This is a genomic window from Nitratireductor sp. WH36-1 (genome assembly GCF_058725515.1).
In genome coordinates this window covers 1,062,159-1,079,874 of the sequence record NZ_CM178970.1, presented here as the reverse complement: position 1 = coordinate 1,079,874, position 17,716 = coordinate 1,062,159, and the positions used below count along the sequence as shown (strand labels likewise).

Annotated in this window: 17 protein-coding genes; 8 read left to right on the top strand and 9 right to left on the bottom strand. The window is 61.8% G+C overall.

Features of this window, described 5'->3' with window-relative positions:
* Positions 1–70 precede the first annotated feature (70 nt).
* On the bottom strand, positions 71–1,165 hold the full coding sequence (locus AC4PTT_RS05180) for a TRAP transporter substrate-binding protein (protein ID WP_113152980.1): 1,095 nt from the start codon (positions 1,163–1,165) through the stop codon (positions 71–73).
* Positions 1,166–1,598: 433 nt separating this feature from the next.
* Here AC4PTT_RS05180 and AC4PTT_RS05175 point away from each other — a divergent pair, with 433 nt between their 5' ends.
* Entirely contained in the window at positions 1,599–2,207 is a 609-nt protein-coding gene (locus tag AC4PTT_RS05175) for a TRAP transporter small permease subunit (protein WP_317088809.1), read from the top strand.
* Positions 2,200–4,056 (top strand): TRAP transporter large permease, encoded by a 1,857-nt coding sequence (locus AC4PTT_RS05170; protein ID WP_492162229.1) that lies wholly within the window; start codon positions 2,200–2,202, stop codon positions 4,054–4,056. Before AC4PTT_RS05175 ends, AC4PTT_RS05170 begins: the two co-directional genes overlap by 8 nt.
* Positions 4,057–4,129: 73 nt before the next feature.
* Here the strand turns inward: AC4PTT_RS05170 and AC4PTT_RS05165 are convergent, their stop codons facing one another.
* A complete protein-coding gene (locus tag AC4PTT_RS05165) occupies positions 4,130–5,236 on the bottom strand; it encodes a TRAP transporter substrate-binding protein (protein WP_206544218.1) in 1,107 nt (368 codons plus the stop codon).
* A gap of 268 nt (positions 5,237–5,504) precedes the next feature.
* Here AC4PTT_RS05165 and AC4PTT_RS05160 point away from each other — a divergent pair, with 268 nt between their 5' ends.
* Positions 5,505–6,278: a gamma-glutamyl-gamma-aminobutyrate hydrolase family protein gene (locus AC4PTT_RS05160; RefSeq protein WP_283799827.1), complete on the top strand. Its 774-nt coding sequence runs from the start codon at positions 5,505–5,507 to the stop codon at positions 6,276–6,278.
* Positions 6,279–6,280: 2 nt separating this feature from the next.
* Here AC4PTT_RS05160 and AC4PTT_RS05155 read toward each other — a convergent pair whose 3' ends face one another.
* The 4 genes from AC4PTT_RS05155 to AC4PTT_RS05140 form a co-directional block, all read right to left on the bottom strand.
* Entirely contained in the window at positions 6,281–6,688 is a 408-nt protein-coding gene (locus tag AC4PTT_RS05155) for a hypothetical protein (RefSeq protein ID WP_492162228.1), read from the bottom strand.
* A 76-nt stretch (positions 6,689–6,764) separates the two neighbouring features.
* Positions 6,765–7,733 (bottom strand): 2-hydroxyacid dehydrogenase, encoded by a 969-nt coding sequence (locus AC4PTT_RS05150; RefSeq protein ID WP_283799825.1) that lies wholly within the window; start codon positions 7,731–7,733, stop codon positions 6,765–6,767.
* Positions 7,734–7,780: 47 nt separating this feature from the next.
* Complete coding sequence (locus AC4PTT_RS05145; protein ID WP_113152987.1) at positions 7,781–8,800, bottom strand: LacI family DNA-binding transcriptional regulator; 1,020 nt, start codon at positions 8,798–8,800, stop codon at positions 7,781–7,783.
* 223 nt (positions 8,801–9,023) lie between these two features.
* Positions 9,024–9,500 carry a MarR family winged helix-turn-helix transcriptional regulator gene (locus tag AC4PTT_RS05140; protein WP_113152988.1) on the bottom strand — a complete coding sequence of 159 codons (477 nt, stop codon included), beginning with the start codon at positions 9,498–9,500 and terminating at the stop codon, positions 9,024–9,026.
* Between the two features lie 174 nt (positions 9,501–9,674).
* On the opposite strand from AC4PTT_RS05140, the gene AC4PTT_RS05135 reads away from it, so the two are divergent.
* The 5 genes from AC4PTT_RS05135 to AC4PTT_RS05115 all read left to right on the top strand — a co-directional run bounded on the left by AC4PTT_RS05135 (position 9,675) and on the right by AC4PTT_RS05115 (position 13,823).
* Complete coding sequence (locus AC4PTT_RS05135) at positions 9,675–10,439, top strand: creatininase family protein (RefSeq protein ID WP_492162227.1); 765 nt, start codon at positions 9,675–9,677, stop codon at positions 10,437–10,439.
* Between the two features lie 63 nt (positions 10,440–10,502).
* Entirely contained in the window at positions 10,503–11,612 is a 1,110-nt protein-coding gene (locus tag AC4PTT_RS05130) for a CobW family GTP-binding protein (protein WP_206547841.1), read from the top strand.
* 70 nt (positions 11,613–11,682) lie between these two features.
* Positions 11,683–12,657: a WD40 repeat domain-containing protein gene (locus AC4PTT_RS05125; protein ID WP_113152991.1), complete on the top strand. Its 975-nt coding sequence runs from the start codon at positions 11,683–11,685 to the stop codon at positions 12,655–12,657.
* An 89-nt stretch (positions 12,658–12,746) separates the two neighbouring features.
* Positions 12,747–13,418, top strand: a complete 672-nt coding sequence (locus AC4PTT_RS05120) for an RNA polymerase sigma factor (protein WP_492162226.1) — start codon at positions 12,747–12,749, stop codon at positions 13,416–13,418.
* A gap of 15 nt (positions 13,419–13,433) precedes the next feature.
* Positions 13,434–13,823: a VOC family protein gene (locus AC4PTT_RS05115; RefSeq protein ID WP_113152993.1), complete on the top strand. Its 390-nt coding sequence runs from the start codon at positions 13,434–13,436 to the stop codon at positions 13,821–13,823.
* A gap of 3 nt (positions 13,824–13,826) precedes the next feature.
* Here AC4PTT_RS05115 and AC4PTT_RS05110 read toward each other — a convergent pair whose 3' ends face one another.
* The 3 genes from AC4PTT_RS05110 to AC4PTT_RS05100 are packed head-to-tail and all read right to left on the bottom strand — an operon-like array spanning position 13,827 to position 17,653.
* A complete protein-coding gene (locus AC4PTT_RS05110; RefSeq protein ID WP_492162225.1) occupies positions 13,827–15,098 on the bottom strand; it encodes a glycerate kinase type-2 family protein in 1,272 nt (423 codons plus the stop codon).
* Between the two features lie 29 nt (positions 15,099–15,127).
* Positions 15,128–16,435, bottom strand: coding sequence for a guanine deaminase (gene guaD / locus AC4PTT_RS05105; RefSeq protein WP_492162224.1), 1,308 nt, complete (start codon positions 16,433–16,435; stop codon positions 15,128–15,130).
* 3 nt (positions 16,436–16,438) lie between these two features.
* A complete protein-coding gene (locus tag AC4PTT_RS05100) occupies positions 16,439–17,653 on the bottom strand; it encodes a urate hydroxylase PuuD (protein ID WP_113152996.1) in 1,215 nt (404 codons plus the stop codon).
* Positions 17,654–17,716: the final 63 nt, after the last annotated feature.

The window sequence follows — 17,716 nt, the reverse complement described above, 5'->3', positions numbered from 1 at the left end:
GCGACAGTCTGACGGCAACAAAAAAAGCCCGGGCCAATGCCCGGGCTTTTTTCATTTCAGCCGAAACCGGTCAGATCGAGAAGTACTTCTTGCGCGCCTCGATGAAGGGACCATCCGTGCCTTCGGTGCGGGTGCGCAGGATGTTGAGCGACTCGATGAAGCTCTCGGTCGTCTTCTTGGTGAGCGCATCACCGGAATCGCGCAGCTCGCCCATGATCTCGGCAGCAGCCACCGCACCGGCCTCGACGATATCGTCGGGGAACTGACGCACATTCACGCCATGCTCTTCGACAAGCGTCTTCAGCGCGCGCGGATCATTGGCATAGAAGTCCGAAGCCACCTGGTCGTACTCGGCCTGGCAGACGTCACGGACGATTGCCTGCAGATCAGCCGGCAGCTCCTGATACTTCGCCTTGTTGACCACCAGCTCGGTTGCCAGACCCGGCTCCACGAAGCTCGGGAAGTAGTAGTTCTTGGCAACCTGATAGAAGCCCAGCGCCAGATCGTTGTAGGGACCGACGAACTCGGCGGCGTCCAGCGTGCCGGACTGCAGCGCCTGGAAGATTTCGCCGGCGGCCATGTTGGTGACCGTTGCGCCAAGCTTCTCCCACACGCGGCCACCGAGGCCGGGGGTGCGGAAGCGCAGACCCTTTACGGAATCAAGACCCGTAAGCTCATCGCGGAACCAGCCACCGGCCTGCGTGCCGGTGTCGCCCGACAGGAAGCCCTGAACGCCGAACTGATCGTAAATCTCATCCCAGATTTCCTGACCGCCCATGTAACGCACCCAGGCAGCCATCTCGCGCGAGGTCATGCCATAGGGAACGCCGGTGAAGAAGGAGAGCGCGGGGCTCTTGTTCTGCCAGTAATAGGCCGCGCCGTGGCTCATCTCGGCCGAACCGTCAATGACGGCGTCGAGCGACTGAAGCGGCGGCACGAGTTCACCGGCGGAGTAAACCTGTACGGTCAGGCGACCGTCGGATGCGGCGGTAATGCGGTCGGCGAGACGCTGCGCGCCAACACCCAGTCCCGGAAAATTCTTCGGCCAGGTCGTAACCATGCGCCAGGTCTGGTTGCCCTGCGCAATCGCCGGCGTGGCCAGTGCTGCAGCGCCTGCGCCGGCGCCGGCAAGGCTGGCCTTCCGGAGAAATGAACGACGATCCATGAAATACCTCCCAAGTATTCAAAAAGCGAAAAAAATGGCCGTTAAACGGCCTCTTCTACTGAACAGTGACGCGTGCAAACACAATCATCCCGTTCCGAACTGTTATCAATACACGCAGCCGCGTGGGTGTCTAGCGCGAACGGAATCTGGCCCGATGAAATTTTGTGAGTGCCTCTAGCCAGCGAAAAACCGCAGAGAAAGCCGGCTTTCAAAGAAAATACCCCTTTTCGAACCCGGGTGAATCTTCCCCAAACGCCTCAAAACGCCCCCTTACCCCTCATTTTCAACAGGAAAACGTCCACGCACACCCAGGGCGGCCCGCGCAATGTCGACTTTTGGCTCACTTGAAGCCACGCTGCATATGCAACACAAAGCAAACACCCGAGGATCATAAAAAAACGATCCGGGGGGAACACATTGCTGGGAGGAAAGCATGGCGGGGCTCCTTGGCCTTTCGCGCCTCATAGACGCTATTAATCGTTTCATCGGGAAACAGGTTTCCTGGCTCATCCTGTTCGCGGTGCTGGTCTCCGCCTACAACGCCATCGTGCGCTTTCTCGGCGACGGGCTGCCCGCCTATCTGCCGATCCCCCGCGCCTCCAACAGTCTTCTGGAACTTCAGTGGTATCTCTACGGAACCGTGTTCCTGCTGGCGTCCGCCTACACGCTGCAGCGCAATGAACACATCCGCATCGATATCATTTCGAGCCTGTTTTCCAAGCGCACGCGCGACTGGATAGACCTGTTCTGCCACATCTTCTTTCTGCTGCCCTTCGTCACGCTGATCGTCTGGCTGAGCTGGCCATGGTTTCAGCGCTCCTTCGTGTCGGGCGAGATTTCGGCCAATGCGAGCGGACTGATCATCTGGCCGGCGAAATTCATGGTGCTCGCCGGCTTCGTGCTTCTGACCGCGCAGGCGGTTTCCGAAATCATCAAGCGCTGTGCGGTTCTGAGCGGCATGATCGACGAGCCAAATCCGCAGCATGAACTCCACCCGGCAGCGGAAGCCGCCATCGAGATGGAGGAAAAGCGCGATGATTGATTTTATCGCCCACAACCTCGCGCCCATCATGTTCGTGACCGTCATGGCGATGCTGCTGATCGGCTACCCGGTCGCGTTCACGCTGGCCGCGGGCGGTCTGCTGTTCTTCGTCATCGGTGTCGAACTCTCGCACATTTCGAGCGAGATCCGCCTCTTCTGGCCGCTCCTGCAATCGCATCCCGAGCGCATTTACGGGATCATGTACAATGACACGCTGCTGGCGATCCCGTTCTTCACCTTCATGGGACTGATCCTCGAACGTTCGCGCATGGCCGAAGACCTGCTCGACACGATCGGCCAGCTCTTCGGGCCGGTGCGCGGCGGGCTTGCCTATGCGGCGGTTCTGGTCGGCGCGCTTCTGGCGGCGACGACCGGCGTGGTCGCCGCATCGGTGATCGCGATGGGGCTGATCTCGCTGCCGATCATGATGCGCTACAATTACAATCGCGGCTTTGCGACCGGCACCATTGCGGCCTCCGGAACGCTGGCGCAGATCGTGCCGCCGTCGCTGGTGCTGATCGTCATGGCCGATCAGCTCGGCCGTTCGGTCGGCGACATGTATGTGGGCGCGTTACTGCCGGCACTGGTCATCATCGCGGCCTATTGCCTGCTGGTTTTCGCGGTCACCATCTTCAAGCCGGAATGGGCGCCCGCACTGCCGCCGGAGACCCGCAAGCTCGGCGGCGGCGTCATGTCTCTCATCCTTCTGATCGCCGCATCCGTGGCGATTTATTTCGCCACCTATCACACCGTCTTCGCCGAAATGCGCGGCGAGGTGCGGCTTGTCTGGGCGGCCACCACGGCGACGATCTTCGCGCTGCTGTTCAGCCTCGCCAATCGCTATCTCAAACTGAACATCCTCTCGCGGCTGGCCGAACAGGTGGTGATCGTGCTGATCCCGCCGCTGGCGCTGATCTTCCTCGTGCTCGGCACCATCTTCCTGGGCATCGCCACGCCGACCGAGGGCGGCGCGATGGGGGCCGCCGGAGCGCTGCTCCTCGCCATCGTCAAAAGAAGGCTCACCTTCACCGTTCTCAAACAGGCTCTCGACGCAACGACGAAGCTCTCGGCATTCGTCATGTTCATCCTGATCGGCGCGCGCGTCTTCGGCCTGACCTTCTACGGCATCAACGGCAATGTCTGGATCGAGGAGCTTCTACTGGCGCTGCCTGGCGGCGAGATCGGCTTCCTGCTCACCGTCACGGTGATCGTGTTCATTCTCGGCTGCTTCCTCGACTTCTTCGAGATCGCCTTCATCATGGTGCCGCTTCTGGTGCCGGCAGCGGAAACGCTGGGCATCGACCTGATCTGGTTCGGCGTCATCCTCGGCATCAATCTGCAGACATCGTTCCTGACACCGCCCTTCGGCTTCTCGCTCTTCTATCTGCGCTCCATTGCGCCGATGAAGGAGTGGAAGGACGAGGTGTCCGGGCGGATATTGCCGGCGGTGAAGACGACGGAGATCTACAAGGGGGCGATCCCGTTCATCATCATCCAGTTCCTGATGATCATCCTTGTGATCAGCTTCCCCGGCCTCGTGACCCACTACAAGAAGGAAAGCACGGTCAATCCCAGCGAGGTGGAGATCAACATTCCCTCCTTCGGCAGCGGCAATGATGGCGGACCCGGATTTGGGCTGCCCGGCGGGCTCGGCAGTTCGCCCTTCGGCGCGCCACCCGGCCAGTCCGGCGGCAGCGATGGCGGCGCGCAGAACAACGGGCTGCAATTGCCGGGCCTTGGCGGCCTGCCCCCGATCGGCGCACCCGCCGGTGCGCCGGAAGCCGCGCCGCAGGAGCAGGAGCAGAAGCCGGCGACCCCGGATCTCAGCCAGCCGCCAAGCTTCGACTGACCGAACCGACAGCCAAAAGAAAACCCCGGAGCGACCGCTCCGGGGTTTTCACTATCTGCATCCAATCAGAAGGCTAGAGCTTGCCGGCCCGCTGCTGGATCATCATGAAGGTATCGAACGTGTACTCGGAAAGCTGCGCCCACAGATAGGCGTCCTTCTTGAAGGCCTGCTGATTGTCGTAGATCTTCTTGAAGGTCGCGTTCGAGCCGTTGATCTCGCCATAGGTGTCCATCGCGGCGTTGTAGCAGGCTTCCAGGATTTCCTGGCTGAACGGCCGCAGCTGCGCGCCATCCGCCACCAGCTGACGCAGGGCTGCCGGGTTCTTGTAATCGTAGCGCGCCATCATGTCGGCATTGGCGGCGCGACAGGCCGCATCGACAACGGTCTTGTAGGCGTCCGGCAGTTCGTCCCACTTCTGCTTGTTGAACATGGCGTGGAGAACCGGACCGCCTTCCCACCAGCCGGGATAGTAATAATACTGGGCGACCTTGTTGAAGCCGAGCTTCTGATCGTCATAGGGGCCGACCCACTCCGTCGCGTCGATCGTGCCCTTTTCCAGCGCCGGATAGATGTCGCCGCCGGCGATCTGCTGGGGAACGACACCGAGTTTCTCGATGATCTTGCCGCCCATGCCGCCAATGCGCATCTTGAGGCCCTTGAGGTCCTCGACCGTGTTGATCTCCTTGCGGAACCAGCCGCCCATCTGTGCGCCGGTGTTGCCGCATGGCAGGGCATGGAGACCCTGCTCATTGTAGAACTCGTTCATCAGCGTGTTGCCGTCGCCATAATAGAACCAGGCATTCTGCTGACGGTAATTGAGGCCGAAAGGGATGGCGGTGCCGAGCGCGTATGTCGGGTCCTTGCCCCAGTAATAATAGGAGGCCGTGTGCGCCATCTCGACCGTTCCGGTGGCGGCTGCATCGGCTGCCTGCAGACCGGGCACGATCTCGCCGGCGGCAAAGACCTGAATTTCGAAATTCCCGTCCGTCGCGCCTTTCACGAAATCGGCCATGGTCTCGGCTGCGCCGTAAATCGTGTCGAGCGCCTTGGGAAAAGACGAGGTGCAGCGCCAGGTGATCTTTGGCATTGACTGGGCGATTGCCGGCGTTGCCAGGGCTGAAGCGGCAGCGACACCCGTGCCGGCCATGCCCGCCTTCTTGATGAAGGTTCTGCGGTCCATATGTTTTCCTCCCATTCTGGAACCGTCTGCCGAAGCACGCATGCACTTCGACCCGTTTATGGTTTCGTCGCACCATATGTTTGCTTTTCTTGAGCGCCGAAAGCCTTGCGCATCAATGCACGCAGGGGTTTTTAAGTCCAGCGCCGAGCCCCCCGTTTACGACCAATGTCGAAGACCCAAGAAAAGGCTCAAACGCCCCTTTGGAAACGCTTCGGCAATCTCTACATTCGGCTTCAACACACACAGCCGCCAACCTACGGAAATTCAAATGCCCACGCCCCTCATCGCCGTCACGACGGACGCAAAGGATCTTGAGAAATACACCTGGCACGCAACGCCGCAGCCCTATCTTGACGCGGCGATCTCGACCGCCGGCGTGCTGCCGGTTCTCGTGCCCTCGCTCGGCGACAAATACGACCTCGACAGCCTGCTCGAGACGGTCAACGGCGTTCTGGTGACGGGATCGGCATCCAACGTCTATCCGGCGCTCTATGGCGGAGACGCCACGGACGAGAACGGCCCCTACGACCATGCGCGCGATGCGACGACACTGCCGCTCATTCGCCGGGCCATCGAAAAGGGTGTGCCGCTTCTGGCGATCTGCCGCGGCATTCAGGAGCTCAACGTGGCGCTTGGCGGAACGCTGGCCATGGAGGTCCACGAGCGCGACGGCGCGTTCGACCATCGCGGCGACGAGGAAGCCGCCTTCGATGCGCGTTTCGCCATCCGCCAGTCGGTGAAGATCACGCCGGGCGGGTGCCTGGCGGGACTGTTCGATACGTCAGAGATCGCGGTGAACTCGGTGCACCGGCAGGCGGCATCGACTGTCGCGCCGCGCCTTCAGGTGGAAGCCATGGCCGATGACGGAACCGTTGAAGCCGTTTCGGTGAAGGATGCGCCGGGATTTGCGCTCGGCGTGCAATGGCACCCCGAATACTGGGCGCACAATGACAATGCGTCGGCACGAATCTTCAAGGCTTTCGGCGAGGCCGTTCACCGGCACGCGACCGCCCGCATCAGCGCGCGGATTGCGGCGGAATAGGCTCAGTCTTCGCGGTAGAGGCTGAGAAGGGGCGAGCTGGGTCGCAGGGACTCGTATGTCACCCCGTCGCCGGGGAAGAACTCGACCAGCGTTTCCCCGGAAGCAGAGAGGAACGCGACCGTGCCATCGGCGCGTTCCTGCCAGACCCGCGCACCGGCAAGGGCGGGCACAAGCTGCGCGCAGGCGCTGTCGAGGGTCAGTTGCGCCTCGCCGGATGTGTCCGCGCGGCGCACCTTGCACACATCTTCAAAACCGATGCGCATCAGGGTGAATTCGGAGGCGTTCGTTCCTGCAAGCGCTTCCTGCGTCAGCGGGGTTTCGGAGCCATCCCTGGCCGAAACCGCATCTGAGAAATAGCCGCCCGAGGCCAAAAGCGTGGCCAGCAATGCACCCGACACAAACAGTTTCATATAGGCGGAACCCCCAACTCAAAGTAGAATCGGAAGTTCCGCTTTCCTGGTTAACAAATCGCTAACGAAGCGCCTTTCAGCGCGTGACGGAAGCCGTTTCCGGCACCGGCGTAATCGGCTGCCCTTTGACGAACCAGGAGACGAGATTATCCGCCACCAGATCGGCCATTCCCTGCCGCGTGGCCACCGAGGCAGAGCCGACATGCGGCAGCAGGGATGCGTTCTCCACGGCAAGCAGCGCCTCGGGCACGTTTGGCTCATCCTCAAACACATCAAGCCCGGCAGCGAAGATCGTGCCATCCTCAAGCGCCCTGATGAGAGCTGCCTCATCAACCGTGCTGCCGCGACCGATATTCACGAAAACACCATTGGAGCCCAGCGCCTTCAACACCGCTTCATTGATGGCCTTGCTGGTTTCCTCGCCGCCGGGCGCGACGCAGATCAGCGTATCGACGGCAGAAGCGAGCCCCAGAAGCGTGTCGTGATAGGCATAGGGCACATCATCGACCGCTCGGCGGTTGTGATAGGCAATCGGCAGGCCAAAGGCTGCAAGACGCTGTGCAATGGCGCGGCCGATGCGGCCCATGCCGAAAATGCCGACCGTGCGCCCGCGAAGCGACCCGCGCGAGAATGGGTAAGCGCCCTCGCGCACCCAGCGGCCCTCGCGCAGCCATGCTTCGGCGCGCGGCAGCTCGCGCACCGTGTTGAGAAGGAGCCCGACGGCCGTGTCGGCAACTTCGTCAGTCAGCACGTCGGGCGTGTTGGTCACCATCACACCCTTGCGGGCGGCATGCGCGGCATCGACCGCATCATAACCCACGCCGAAATTCGCGATGATCTCAAGATTGGGCAGCGCATCGATAAAGGCGGCGTCCACCACCGTCATTGAAGCAATGCCACGCACTTTCGCGGCCATCTCTTCCGTGACCAGAGTGGCGTCGGCCTGCTCCAGCGTCAGGAGTTCAAATTCTGCATCAATGCGTTCCAGCGCGTGCGGGTGCAATCGCCCCGGCACCAGAATGGCGGTCCCCTGCGTTTCCGACAAATCCACTCTCCCAATAAGATCAACAGTAAAGGCCAGGACGAAACCGGTCAGCGCTCGACCGGTTTCCCCGTCGACTGGCGTATGTGCAGCTCCGGCTTGATCAGCTCCTGAGCAAGGTTCACATCGGCGCCGTTCAGCCGATCCAGAAGAACCCGCGCAGCGCGGCGGCCAACTTCACGCTGACCGTTCCAGACCGTCGTCAGCGCCGGCGTGGCGATGGCCGCCTCCTCCAGATCGTCATAGCCGGTGACGGAGACATCCACGCCCGGCACGAGACCGGCGCGCGCAATGCCGTTCATCAGGCCAATGGCAACGAGGTCGTTCCAGCAGACGGCGGCCGTCGGCTTGTCCTTGAGGGCAAGGAACGCCCCGGCGATCTCGAAGCCCGCCTGCTTGGTGCGCGGCCCCGGGAAACGCCATTGCGGCTTGATCTCCAGCCCCGCCTTCTGCATGGCGTCGACATAGCCCTGATAACGGTCGCGACCCGTAGAGGTCTGATCCGTGCCACCGATCATGGCGATGCGCGTGTGACCGAGCGAGATCAGATGATTGGTGGCCAGCCCCGTGCCATAGGCGTCGTCGCCCCGGAACACGGGCACCCGCGCGCCCTCTACCGAACGTGCAATGAGCACCGTCGGCAGGCCGTTCTCCTCCACAAGACGAATGTCCTGCGGCGGCGTGCCAATGGCCGGCGACATGATCACCCCGTCTGCGCCAAGCTGCAGAAGCGTGTCGATGAAGGTGCGCTGTTTCTCAAGCTGGTCGTAATGGTTCGACAGCAGAAAGGTCTGGCGCGACCGGTCCAGCTCGCTTTCGATGGAGCGGAGAATCTCGGCAAAGAACGGGTTCATGATGTCGTGCACCACAACCCCGATAATGCCGGATCGCGAGGTGCGCAGGCTGGCTGCGCGCCTGTTGTAGATGTAACCGATCTCCCGCGCATGCTCCTTGATGCGCTGGCGCGTGGCATCTGCCACCAGCGGGCTGTCGCGAAGCGCGAGAGACACGGTCGCCGTTGAAACACCAAGCGCTTCGGCGATTGTTGAAAGCTTGATCTTCTGCGCCAGTCGACCTCTCCCCTACCCGCAATACCAACCCGCATCTGGTGTCGGACAACGACAGATGCGTCGTATCCAACCCAAAATCAGGTCGTGACAGATTAAGCCACCTTAAACTGTTTAAGGTTGCTTATGCCATGGCTGGGGAAAAGGTCAATCTAGTTACGCATTCTGCGTAGAAAGCTTGATCAAGCCGATCCTCGGGCGTCGCTGGAAACGCCGAAGATCCTAACTACGCATCGACCTCCGCATCTTCGTCCTCGTCAATCATGTCGTGGCTTTCGCCATTCAGATTGGCTTCGATTTTCAAGAGGAGCGTGGCGAGGGCCTTTTGATCTTTTTTATCGAACCCCTTCAGTGCGAGCTTCTCGGTTTTGCGAACCGATTTTTCGATTGCCTTGATGGCCTGCTCGCCCTGTTCGGTCAGAAAAATATGGGCACGTCGTCCGTCTTCGTCCGATAATCGCTTTTCCAAAAACCCCTGATTTGCAAGTCGATTGATTGTTTTCGTAATGGTTGGCGGCCTGACGCCTAACAGTCCGGCAAGCTGACTTGGCGCTTGCCCGTTTTCAATGGATAAGGCTAACATGATCTTGTCCTGGCCGGCATAGAAGCCGTGTGCCAGAAGCCGCTCGGCCAGAGCGGTACGTGAAAGCCTGGCGGCCGACTGCAACAACCCTATCGTCGCGCCCCTTACAGCTTTGGCCATATATTTAGTCCCCTTTAGACATCCTCGAGAATGAGTTAGAACGCCCCTGCGGTCAAAATAGCCGTAACGAAGCTCAATGCAACCTAAGATTGACCAGTTTCATACCAATGGGGATGGTCTACTTTTGGCTAAGCATACAACGTTATCTCGTCTTGAGGCAGTCGGTATTAAGCAATGACCACACAAGAAGTTCCCTCTGCTCAAGGCAAAAAGATTTCCATTTTGCCTCTGGGCGCAACAGAGCAGCATGGCCCGCACCTGCCGCCCGAAACCGACTGGATCATCGCCCAAGCCATTGCTTCAAAAGCAAAAAGCGCCTGCCCCGCAAATCTCGACATCACGTGTCTTCCGGTTGAGAAGATAGGCTATTCTATCGAACACTCGGACTCGCCGAAAACGCGCAGCCTTTCTTTCGATGAAGCCGTTGAGCGCTGGGTCGGCATCGGTGAGGCGCAGAACAAAGCCGGCGCAAAAAAACTGGTCCTTTTGAACGCTCACGGCGGAAACTCACCGCTTTTGACCATCGTGGCGACGGAATTGCGCCTTCGATTCGGCATGCTGGCGGTCGCCACGAGCTGGACCCGCTTCGGCTATCCGCAGGATCTGGTCTCCGACGAGGAGCGCGCGCTGGGCATCCATGGCGGCTTCATCGAAACTTCGGTCATGCTGGCGCTGCGGCCCGATCTCGTCGACATGGAGAAGGCCGCCGACTTCCAGTCCGCGCAGGCCGGTTTCCGGCGTGACTTCAGGCATCTGCGCGCCTACGGGCCACACGCTTTCGGCTGGATGATGCGCGACCTCTCGCCGGAGGGCGTGACAGGCAACGCGGCGGCTTCCAGCGCAGAAGCGGGCGAACGCATCATCGACAACGCAGTCGCAGGCTTCGTCGAGCTGCTTGTCGATGTCGACCGGTTCGATCTGTCCCATTTCGAAGACTGACCGTGCAATCGGCAAAACGCCGTCTTATATAGTCGAGAAACCTTTCAAGTTATGCGAGAAACCATGTCCGACGCGCAGACCGAGACGCCCAGCGAAACGACCCCGAACCAGATCCCGGTCACGGTGCTGACCGGCTATCTCGGATCCGGCAAGACGACGCTTCTGAACCGCATTCTCACCGAAGACCACGGCAAGCGTTATGCGGTGATCGTCAACGAATTCGGCGAGATCGGCATCGACAACGACCTGATCGTGGAATCCGACGAGGAAATCTACGAGATGAACAATGGCTGCGTGTGCTGCACGGTGCGCGGCGACCTGGTGCGCGTGGTCGAAGGGCTGACCCGGCGTCCGGGCCGGTTCGACGCCATCGTGGTGGAGACCACGGGCCTGGCCGATCCCGCCCCCGTGGCGCAGACCTTCTTCATGGATGACGATGTGCGCGCCAAGACCCGCCTCGATGCGGTGGTCGCACTGGTCGACGCCAAGCACCTGCCGCTGCGCCTGAAGGATTCCAACGAGGCCGAAGACCAGATCGCGTTCGCCGATGTCGTGATCGTCAACAAGACCGATCTCGTGACGCCGGAAGAACTGGCGGCGGTCGAGGCAACGATCCGCGCGATCAACCCGATGGCCCGCATTCACCGCGCCGAACGCGCCGGCGTTTCGCTGACCGAGGTTCTGGACCGTGGCGCATTCGATCTGAAGCGCGTGCTCGACAATGATCCGCACTTCCTCGATCACGACGATCCGGACCATGTGTGCGGCCCCGACTGCGACCACGATCATCATCATCATGACCACGGGCATGATCACGACCATGGGCATGGGCACCACGATCATGCGCATGACCATGGCGCTGCCTCGCCGATCCACGATGCGGGCGTGAAATCACTGTCGCTGCGCGGTGGCGAGATGGACCCGAAAAAGTTCTTCCCGTGGATCGAGAAGACCACCCAGATGGACGGGCCGAGCATTCTGCGCCTCAAGGGCATCATCGCGTTCCCGGACGATCCGGACCGGTTCGTGGTGCAGGGCGTACACATGATCATCGAGGGCGATCACCAGCGCCCCTGGCGCGACGACGAAAAGCGTGAGACGCGGCTCGTCTTCATTGGTCGCGACCTCGACACCGAGCGTCTGCAGCGCACGTTCGAGGCCTGTCAGGCATAAGGCCTGACAGAGCCACACGCGCCGCGCCACACGAAAATCCATAGACCGGCATCGCCCAGGACCTGCCCACATGCCCACAGTCGCCCCGCTCGACCTCGAAAGCCATTGCATTGCCACTGCCTGGCTGAACGACATTCCGCATTTCGCGCTGGCCGATGGCGTGGTGCATCGTCTCGACAATGGCCACAAATGGGCAGAGGTTCATGACGGGCTGCTGGCCGCCTGCCCCGACGTCGATCATGCACGCCTTATCACCGGCGGCGAAGATGGACGGGTCGCAGCACTCGCGACTGACGGCACGGTGGAAACGCTGGCCGAGATCGGCCGCAAATGGGTGACCAGCGTTGCAGCCGGTCCGCAGGGCACGGTCGGCTTTGCGGTCGGGCGCAACGCCTATGTGCGCTTTGCCGATGGAAAACAGCGCGAATTCCAGCACCCGCGCTCGGTGGAAGGCATCGCCTTCGCGCCGAAAGGAATGCGGCTTGCGGTTGCCCGCTACAATGGCGCGACGCTGCATTTTCCGGCCACCGACGGCAAGCCGACAGAGCTGGAATGGGCGGGCGCGCACACCGGCATTACCTTCTCCCCGGACGGCAAGTTCCTTGTCACCACCATGCAGGAAAACGCCCTGCACGGCTGGAAACTCGCGGATGGCAAGCATATGCGCATGGCCGGCTATCCGGGCAAGGTGAAGAGCTTTTCCTGGAGCGCGAAGGGCAAATGGCTCGCCACGTCCGGCGCGCCGGCCGCCATTGTCTGGCCCTTCCAGGCCAAGGACGGCCCGATGGGCAAGGCGCCACTTGAGCTGGGAACACGCGGCGACACGATGGTGACGCAGGTTTGCTGCCATCCGACCGAGGAAATCGTCGCCATCGGCTATGCCGACGGCATGATCCTCGCCGGGCGCTTTGCCGACCAGAAGGAGGTGCTTCTGCGCCGGCAGGGCAAGGGTGCGATCACCGCCATGGCCTGGGACGATGATGGCCGCCGCCTTGCCTTTGGCTCCGAGACCGGTGAAAGCGGCGTGGTGGATATCGCGGGTTGAATTTCACGCCCTGTGCCTCAGTCTTTGCTTGCAGCGCGCACTGCATCCTGTAGCTTCCTCACCTGACTGGAAGCATGGGGGAGCGAGCGGTGGATAGCAGGCGCACAGTGCAGGAGATGCCTGCCCGGCTTGAACTCACCCCCGCGACCTATCGCCATCTTCTGAAAACGGCGCATCGCCACGCATCGCACCAGATTGAAGCGGAAGACCTGCTGCATGAAACGCTGATTGCAGCGCTGAATGCCGGCAACCGGCCATGCGTGGAGAGCCGCGCCTGGCTTCAGGGCGTCATGCGGAACGTGGCGGCGACGAAACGGCGCTCCGCCGCCCGTCGGTCAACCCGTGAGAGCGCCGCAAGCCTTCTTGAACCTTCGGAAGACGGGGATGTTCCGACCGCGTTTCTCGCCGGCCTGCCAAGGGGCCAGAGAATTGTTGCGCTCCTCGCGCTCGGCGGTCATACGCGCAGTGAAATCCGGCACCTTCTGCGCATTTCCGATGCGAGCCTGCGTCAGCGCATTGCCGGCCTTCGCAAGCGTTGGCGCGATGCCCCGCCCGATGCAGCTCCCCTTCCCGGAAAGTTGCTGGCGGGCACGCTCGCCTTCGGCACGATCCGGCAGAACCTTCTTCCGCTGACCGGTCGCAATTCTGCATTCCTTGCAAGCCACGATCCGGACGGACACCTCTTTGCGGTAAGTTTTTCTCACCCCAAAGCTCACAAACCTGGCTCCTGCGGCAATCAAGAAGCAGAACCAACATTGTAACATCAGGAGACACACATGCTTTCCAACGTCCGCATCGGCACCATCTGCTACTACGTCAACGACATCGACCGCACGGAAGCGTTCTACCGCGACGTGGCCGGGCTGAATGTCCAGAGGATGGAAGGGGACGAGGAGACGGGCGACTGGCTGCTGGCCAGCACCGAGAACAATATCGAGCTTATCTTCTTCAAGATGGAATCCCGCCCCGGAAACACGCCCATTGTGGTGTTCGACCTCTCAGAAGGTGGCATCGACAATGTCGTGGAAGGCCTTGCCGAGAAAGGCGCGACCATTGTGACGCCCGTCAGCCATGCTCCCGGCGGATGGTCTGCCGAATTCGCAGATCCGGACGGGCATGTCCTGTCCGTTTATCAGTCGGAAGAGCGCCCGCGCAGAAGCGCCTAAGGATCAGCGCAGCAGAACCGCTCGCAGATCGTTGACATTCGTGCCGGTTGGCCCCGGCGCGAACAGATCGCCCAGAGCATCAAACGCGCCCCAGGCGTCATGCGCGGCAAGCAGCGCCTTCGGGTCGTGGCCGGCAGAGCGCAGCCGCGCGACGGTGCCGTGATCGGCAAAGGCGCCGGCATTCTCCTCAGACCCGTCGATACCATCCGTATCGGCGGCGAAAGCCGAGATGCCGGAAATACCCTCGATGCCAAGCGCAAGCGCCAGAAGGAATTCGGTGTTGCGCCCGCCGCGCCCGCCGCTTCTGCGCAGCGTCACCGTGGTTTCGCCGCCCGAAAGCAGCACGACCGGCTTTCTGAAAAGCCGGTCGCGCAACGCCACCTCACGGGCAATCGCCGCATGAACGCGGCCCACCTCACGCGCCTCACCCTCAATCGCATCCGACAGGATGACGGCAGGCACGCCCTGCGCTTCGGCGGCGGCGGAAGCCGCTTCCAGCGAACGCGCGGCCGAGGCGATGACATGGACCTCATGACCTGCAAAACGCGGATCATCCGGCTTTGGTGCGTCTGCCGCCGGTGATGCGAGATGCTGCATCACCGCATCGGGCAGCTGCATGCCATAGGTCTCGATCACGGCAAGCGCGTCCGCGCGGCTGGCCATGTCGGGCACGGTCGGACCGGATGAAACAAGCGCCGGGTCATCGCCGGGAATATCCGAAACAATCAGCGAGACGACGCGCGCGGGATGGGCCGCGGCGGCCAGCCTGCCGCCCTTGATTGCGGAGATGTGCTTGCGCACCGTGTTCATGGCCGAGATCGGCGCGCCGGACGCCAGAAGCGCCTCGTTGACGGCAATCTCATCGACGAGCGTCAGGGAACCTGCGGGGGCGGGCAGCAGCGCCGATCCGCCGCCGCAGACGAGCGCGATCACCAGATCATGCGGGCCGAGCCCGCTCACGCTCTCCATGAGACGCTTTGCGCCGGAAAGGCCGGCCTCATCCGGCACCGGGTGCGCCGCCTCCAGAACCTCTATCATGCGGGTCGGCGCGCCATAGCCGTAGCGGGTGACGACCACGCCTTCCAGAGGTCCGTCCCAGGCATCTTCCAGCGCCGCCGCCATCTGGGCCGCTCCCTTGCCGGCCCCGACCACGATTGTGCGGCCCCGGGGCTTTTCCGGCAGGAATGCGCGAATGGTTTTGGCCGGGTCGGCGGCGGCGACGGCAGCGTCGAACAGTCTTGTGAAAAACGCCTTCGGATCGATGCTGCCGGTCACATGCGCCCCCCTGGATTTACCCCCGGAATTTACAAGGCGCTTTTGGCAGCCTCTCCTGCGACATAGGTTTCCACGATGGCGCGGTCGTCGGCAAGCGTCTGGAGCAGGAAAAGCTCCTCGGCCAGCGTTTCGATGCGCTCCATGCGCAGCGCCATCACCGGCGTTGCGCGCGCGTTCAGAACCACGATATCGGCGTCGGTGCCCGGTTCCAGCGTGCCCACGCGCTCCGACAGGGAAAGCGCCTCGGCATTGCCGCGTGTGATCTGCCAGAAGGAGGCAAGCGGGTTCAGCTTTTCGCCATTGAGCGCGATGACCTTGTAGCCCTCATCCATGGTGCGCAGCATGGAGTAATTGGTGCCGCCGCCCACATCCGTCGCCGAGGCCAGACGCAGCGGCTTCTCACGCTTGCGATAACGCAGATAGTCGAACAGGCCGGAGCCGAGGAAGAGGTTGGAGGTGGGGCAGAACACGGCAACCGAGCCCGTGTCCGAAAGCACATCCGCCTCGCGCTCGGAAAGATGAATGCAATGGCCGAGCAGCGCCCTGGGGCCAAGCAGACCGTACTGCTCGTAGATGCCGGTATAGTCCGGCGCGTCGGGATAAAGCTCCGACGTCAGCGCGATCTCGTCGTGATTTTCGGAGAGATGCGTCTGCATGTGGAGGTCGGGGAATTCGCGCATCAGCGCTGCGGCCATCTCCAGCTGCCCGGGGCTGGAGGTGATGGCGAAACGCGGCGTGACGGCATAATTGAGCCGGCCCCTGCCGTGCCATTCGCCGATCAGCGCCTTCGTGTCGTCGTAAGAGGATTGCGGCGTATCGGTGAGTGCGGCCGGCGCGTTGCGGTCCATCATCACCTTGCCGCCCACAACGCACATGTTGCGCGCCAGCGCCTCGCTGAAAAACGCCTCCGCGCTTTCCTTGTGAACGGAGCAATAGGCGGCAACCGTGGTCGTGCCGTTGCGCAGCAGCTCATCGAAGAACAGACGGGCGATGTGCCGGCCGTGCTGAATGTCGGAGAACCTGGTTTCTTCGGGGAAAGTGTAGTTGTTCAGCCAGTCCAGAAGCTCGGCGCCATAGCTCGCGATCACCTGCATCTGCGGGAAATGCGCATGGGCGTCGATGAAGCCCGGCAGGATGAGGTGCGGGCGATGATCCACCACCGCGTGCCCCGCTTCTGCGCCTGCTGCGACCTCGGCAAAGCTGCCGGATGCAAGGATAACGCCATCTTCGACCAGAACCGCGCCATCCTCTTCAAAAAGATAGGCGTCGTGGTCGTCGATGCTCCGCGGTTCGGCTTTGAACGACAGGAGCCGCCCGCGGATGAGTTTCTGTGCCATGCGCTAGCGCGCCTCCTCGAACCAGGTAACGATCAGTTGCCGCTCCTCGTCCGTGATGCCCGAAACATTGCCGGGCGGCATGGCGTGGCTGCGGCCTGCCTGCAGATAGATTTCACGCGCGTGCTCGGCAATAGCCGCATCCGTGTCGAGCACAACATTCTTCGGTGGGTAGGGAATGCCCTCATAGCCCGGCACCACCGCGTGGCACATGGCGCAACGTCCCATCACCGTGTCGCGCACCGCCGGAAAATGGGTCGAGGCGACGAAGGTCTGCCCCGTCGCCGAAAGCTTCGTCTCACCCGTCAGCACCTGCGGCACGGTGGAGAGCCACATGATGATGATGAAGAGAACGCCGGCCAGCCCCCAGGTCCAGTGCGGGGTGCCCTTGCGGGCGTGCACGGTGTTGAAATAGTGCCGGATCAGCACGCCGATGATGAAGATGAGCGATGCGATGATCCAGTTGAACTGGGTGCCGAAGGCCAGCGGATAATGGTTCGACAGCATCAGGAAGACGACGGGCAGCGTCAGGTAATTGTTGTGCAGTGAACGCTGCTTCGCCTGCAGGCCAAGTTTCGGGTCGGGCGTGCGCCCCGCCTTCAGATCGGCCACCACGATCTTCTGATTGGGGATGATGATCAGGAAGACATTCGCCGTCATGATCGTCGCGGTGAACGCGCCCAGATGCAGGAAGGCCGCGCGACCGGTGAAGAGCTGCGTATAGCCCCACGCCATCACCACAAGGATCACATAGAGCACCAGCATCAGCGCCGTGTCGTTCTTGCCGAGCGGCGATTTGCACAGAAGGTCGTAGAGCAGCCAGCCAAGCCCGATGGAAGCAAGCGAGATCAGGATGCCGCCCCAGGCCGGCACATCGAGCACATTGCGGTCGACCAGATAAAGATCCGCGCCCGCATAATAGACGATGGCGAGCAGCGCGAAGCCGGACAGCCAGGTGGAGTAGGATTCCCATTTGAACCAGGTCAGGTGCTCGGGCATGGAGGCCGGCGCGACCATGTATTTCTGGATATGGTAGAAGCCGCCGCCATGGACCTGCCATTCCTCGCCATGCACGCCCTCGGGCAGACCCGGCCGCTTCACCAGCCCCAGATCCAGCGCGATGAAATAGAAGGATGAGCCAATCCAGGCGATGGCCGTGACCACATGCAGCCAGCGCACGCCAAAGGACAGCCAGTCCCACAAAACCGCGTAATCGTTCATGCCCGTTCCCTCAACTCCCGTCAGCCCTGCCCCAATAGCCAGCCTTGTTCCTGCGCGCTTCCT

Bases quoted from the DNA above. Each gene is read 5' to 3' on its own strand.
- AC4PTT_RS05180 (WP_113152980.1), bottom strand. From the start codon at position 1,165: ATGGATCGTCGTTCATTTCTCCGGAAGGCCAGCCTTGCCGGCGCCGGC.
- AC4PTT_RS05175 (WP_317088809.1), top strand. From the start codon at position 1,599: ATGGCGGGGCTCCTTGGCCTTTCGCGCCTCATAGACGCTATTAATCGT.
- AC4PTT_RS05170 (WP_492162229.1), top strand. From the start codon at position 2,200: ATGATTGATTTTATCGCCCACAACCTCGCGCCCATCATGTTCGTGACC.
- AC4PTT_RS05165 (WP_206544218.1), bottom strand. From the start codon at position 5,236: ATGGACCGCAGAACCTTCATCAAGAAGGCGGGCATGGCCGGCACGGGT.
- AC4PTT_RS05160 (WP_283799827.1), top strand. From the start codon at position 5,505: ATGCCCACGCCCCTCATCGCCGTCACGACGGACGCAAAGGATCTTGAG.
- AC4PTT_RS05155 (WP_492162228.1), bottom strand. From the start codon at position 6,688: ATGAAACTGTTTGTGTCGGGTGCATTGCTGGCCACGCTTTTGGCCTCG.
- AC4PTT_RS05140 (WP_113152988.1), bottom strand. From the start codon at position 9,500: ATGGCCAAAGCTGTAAGGGGCGCGACGATAGGGTTGTTGCAGTCGGCC.
- AC4PTT_RS05135 (WP_492162227.1), top strand. From the start codon at position 9,675: ATGACCACACAAGAAGTTCCCTCTGCTCAAGGCAAAAAGATTTCCATT.
- AC4PTT_RS05130 (WP_206547841.1), top strand. From the start codon at position 10,503: ATGTCCGACGCGCAGACCGAGACGCCCAGCGAAACGACCCCGAACCAG.
- AC4PTT_RS05125 (WP_113152991.1), top strand. From the start codon at position 11,683: ATGCCCACAGTCGCCCCGCTCGACCTCGAAAGCCATTGCATTGCCACT.
- AC4PTT_RS05115 (WP_113152993.1), top strand. From the start codon at position 13,434: ATGCTTTCCAACGTCCGCATCGGCACCATCTGCTACTACGTCAACGAC.
- guaD (WP_492162224.1), bottom strand. From the start codon at position 16,435: ATGGCACAGAAACTCATCCGCGGGCGGCTCCTGTCGTTCAAAGCCGAA.
- AC4PTT_RS05100 (WP_113152996.1), bottom strand. From the start codon at position 17,653: ATGAACGATTACGCGGTTTTGTGGGACTGGCTGTCCTTTGGCGTGCGC.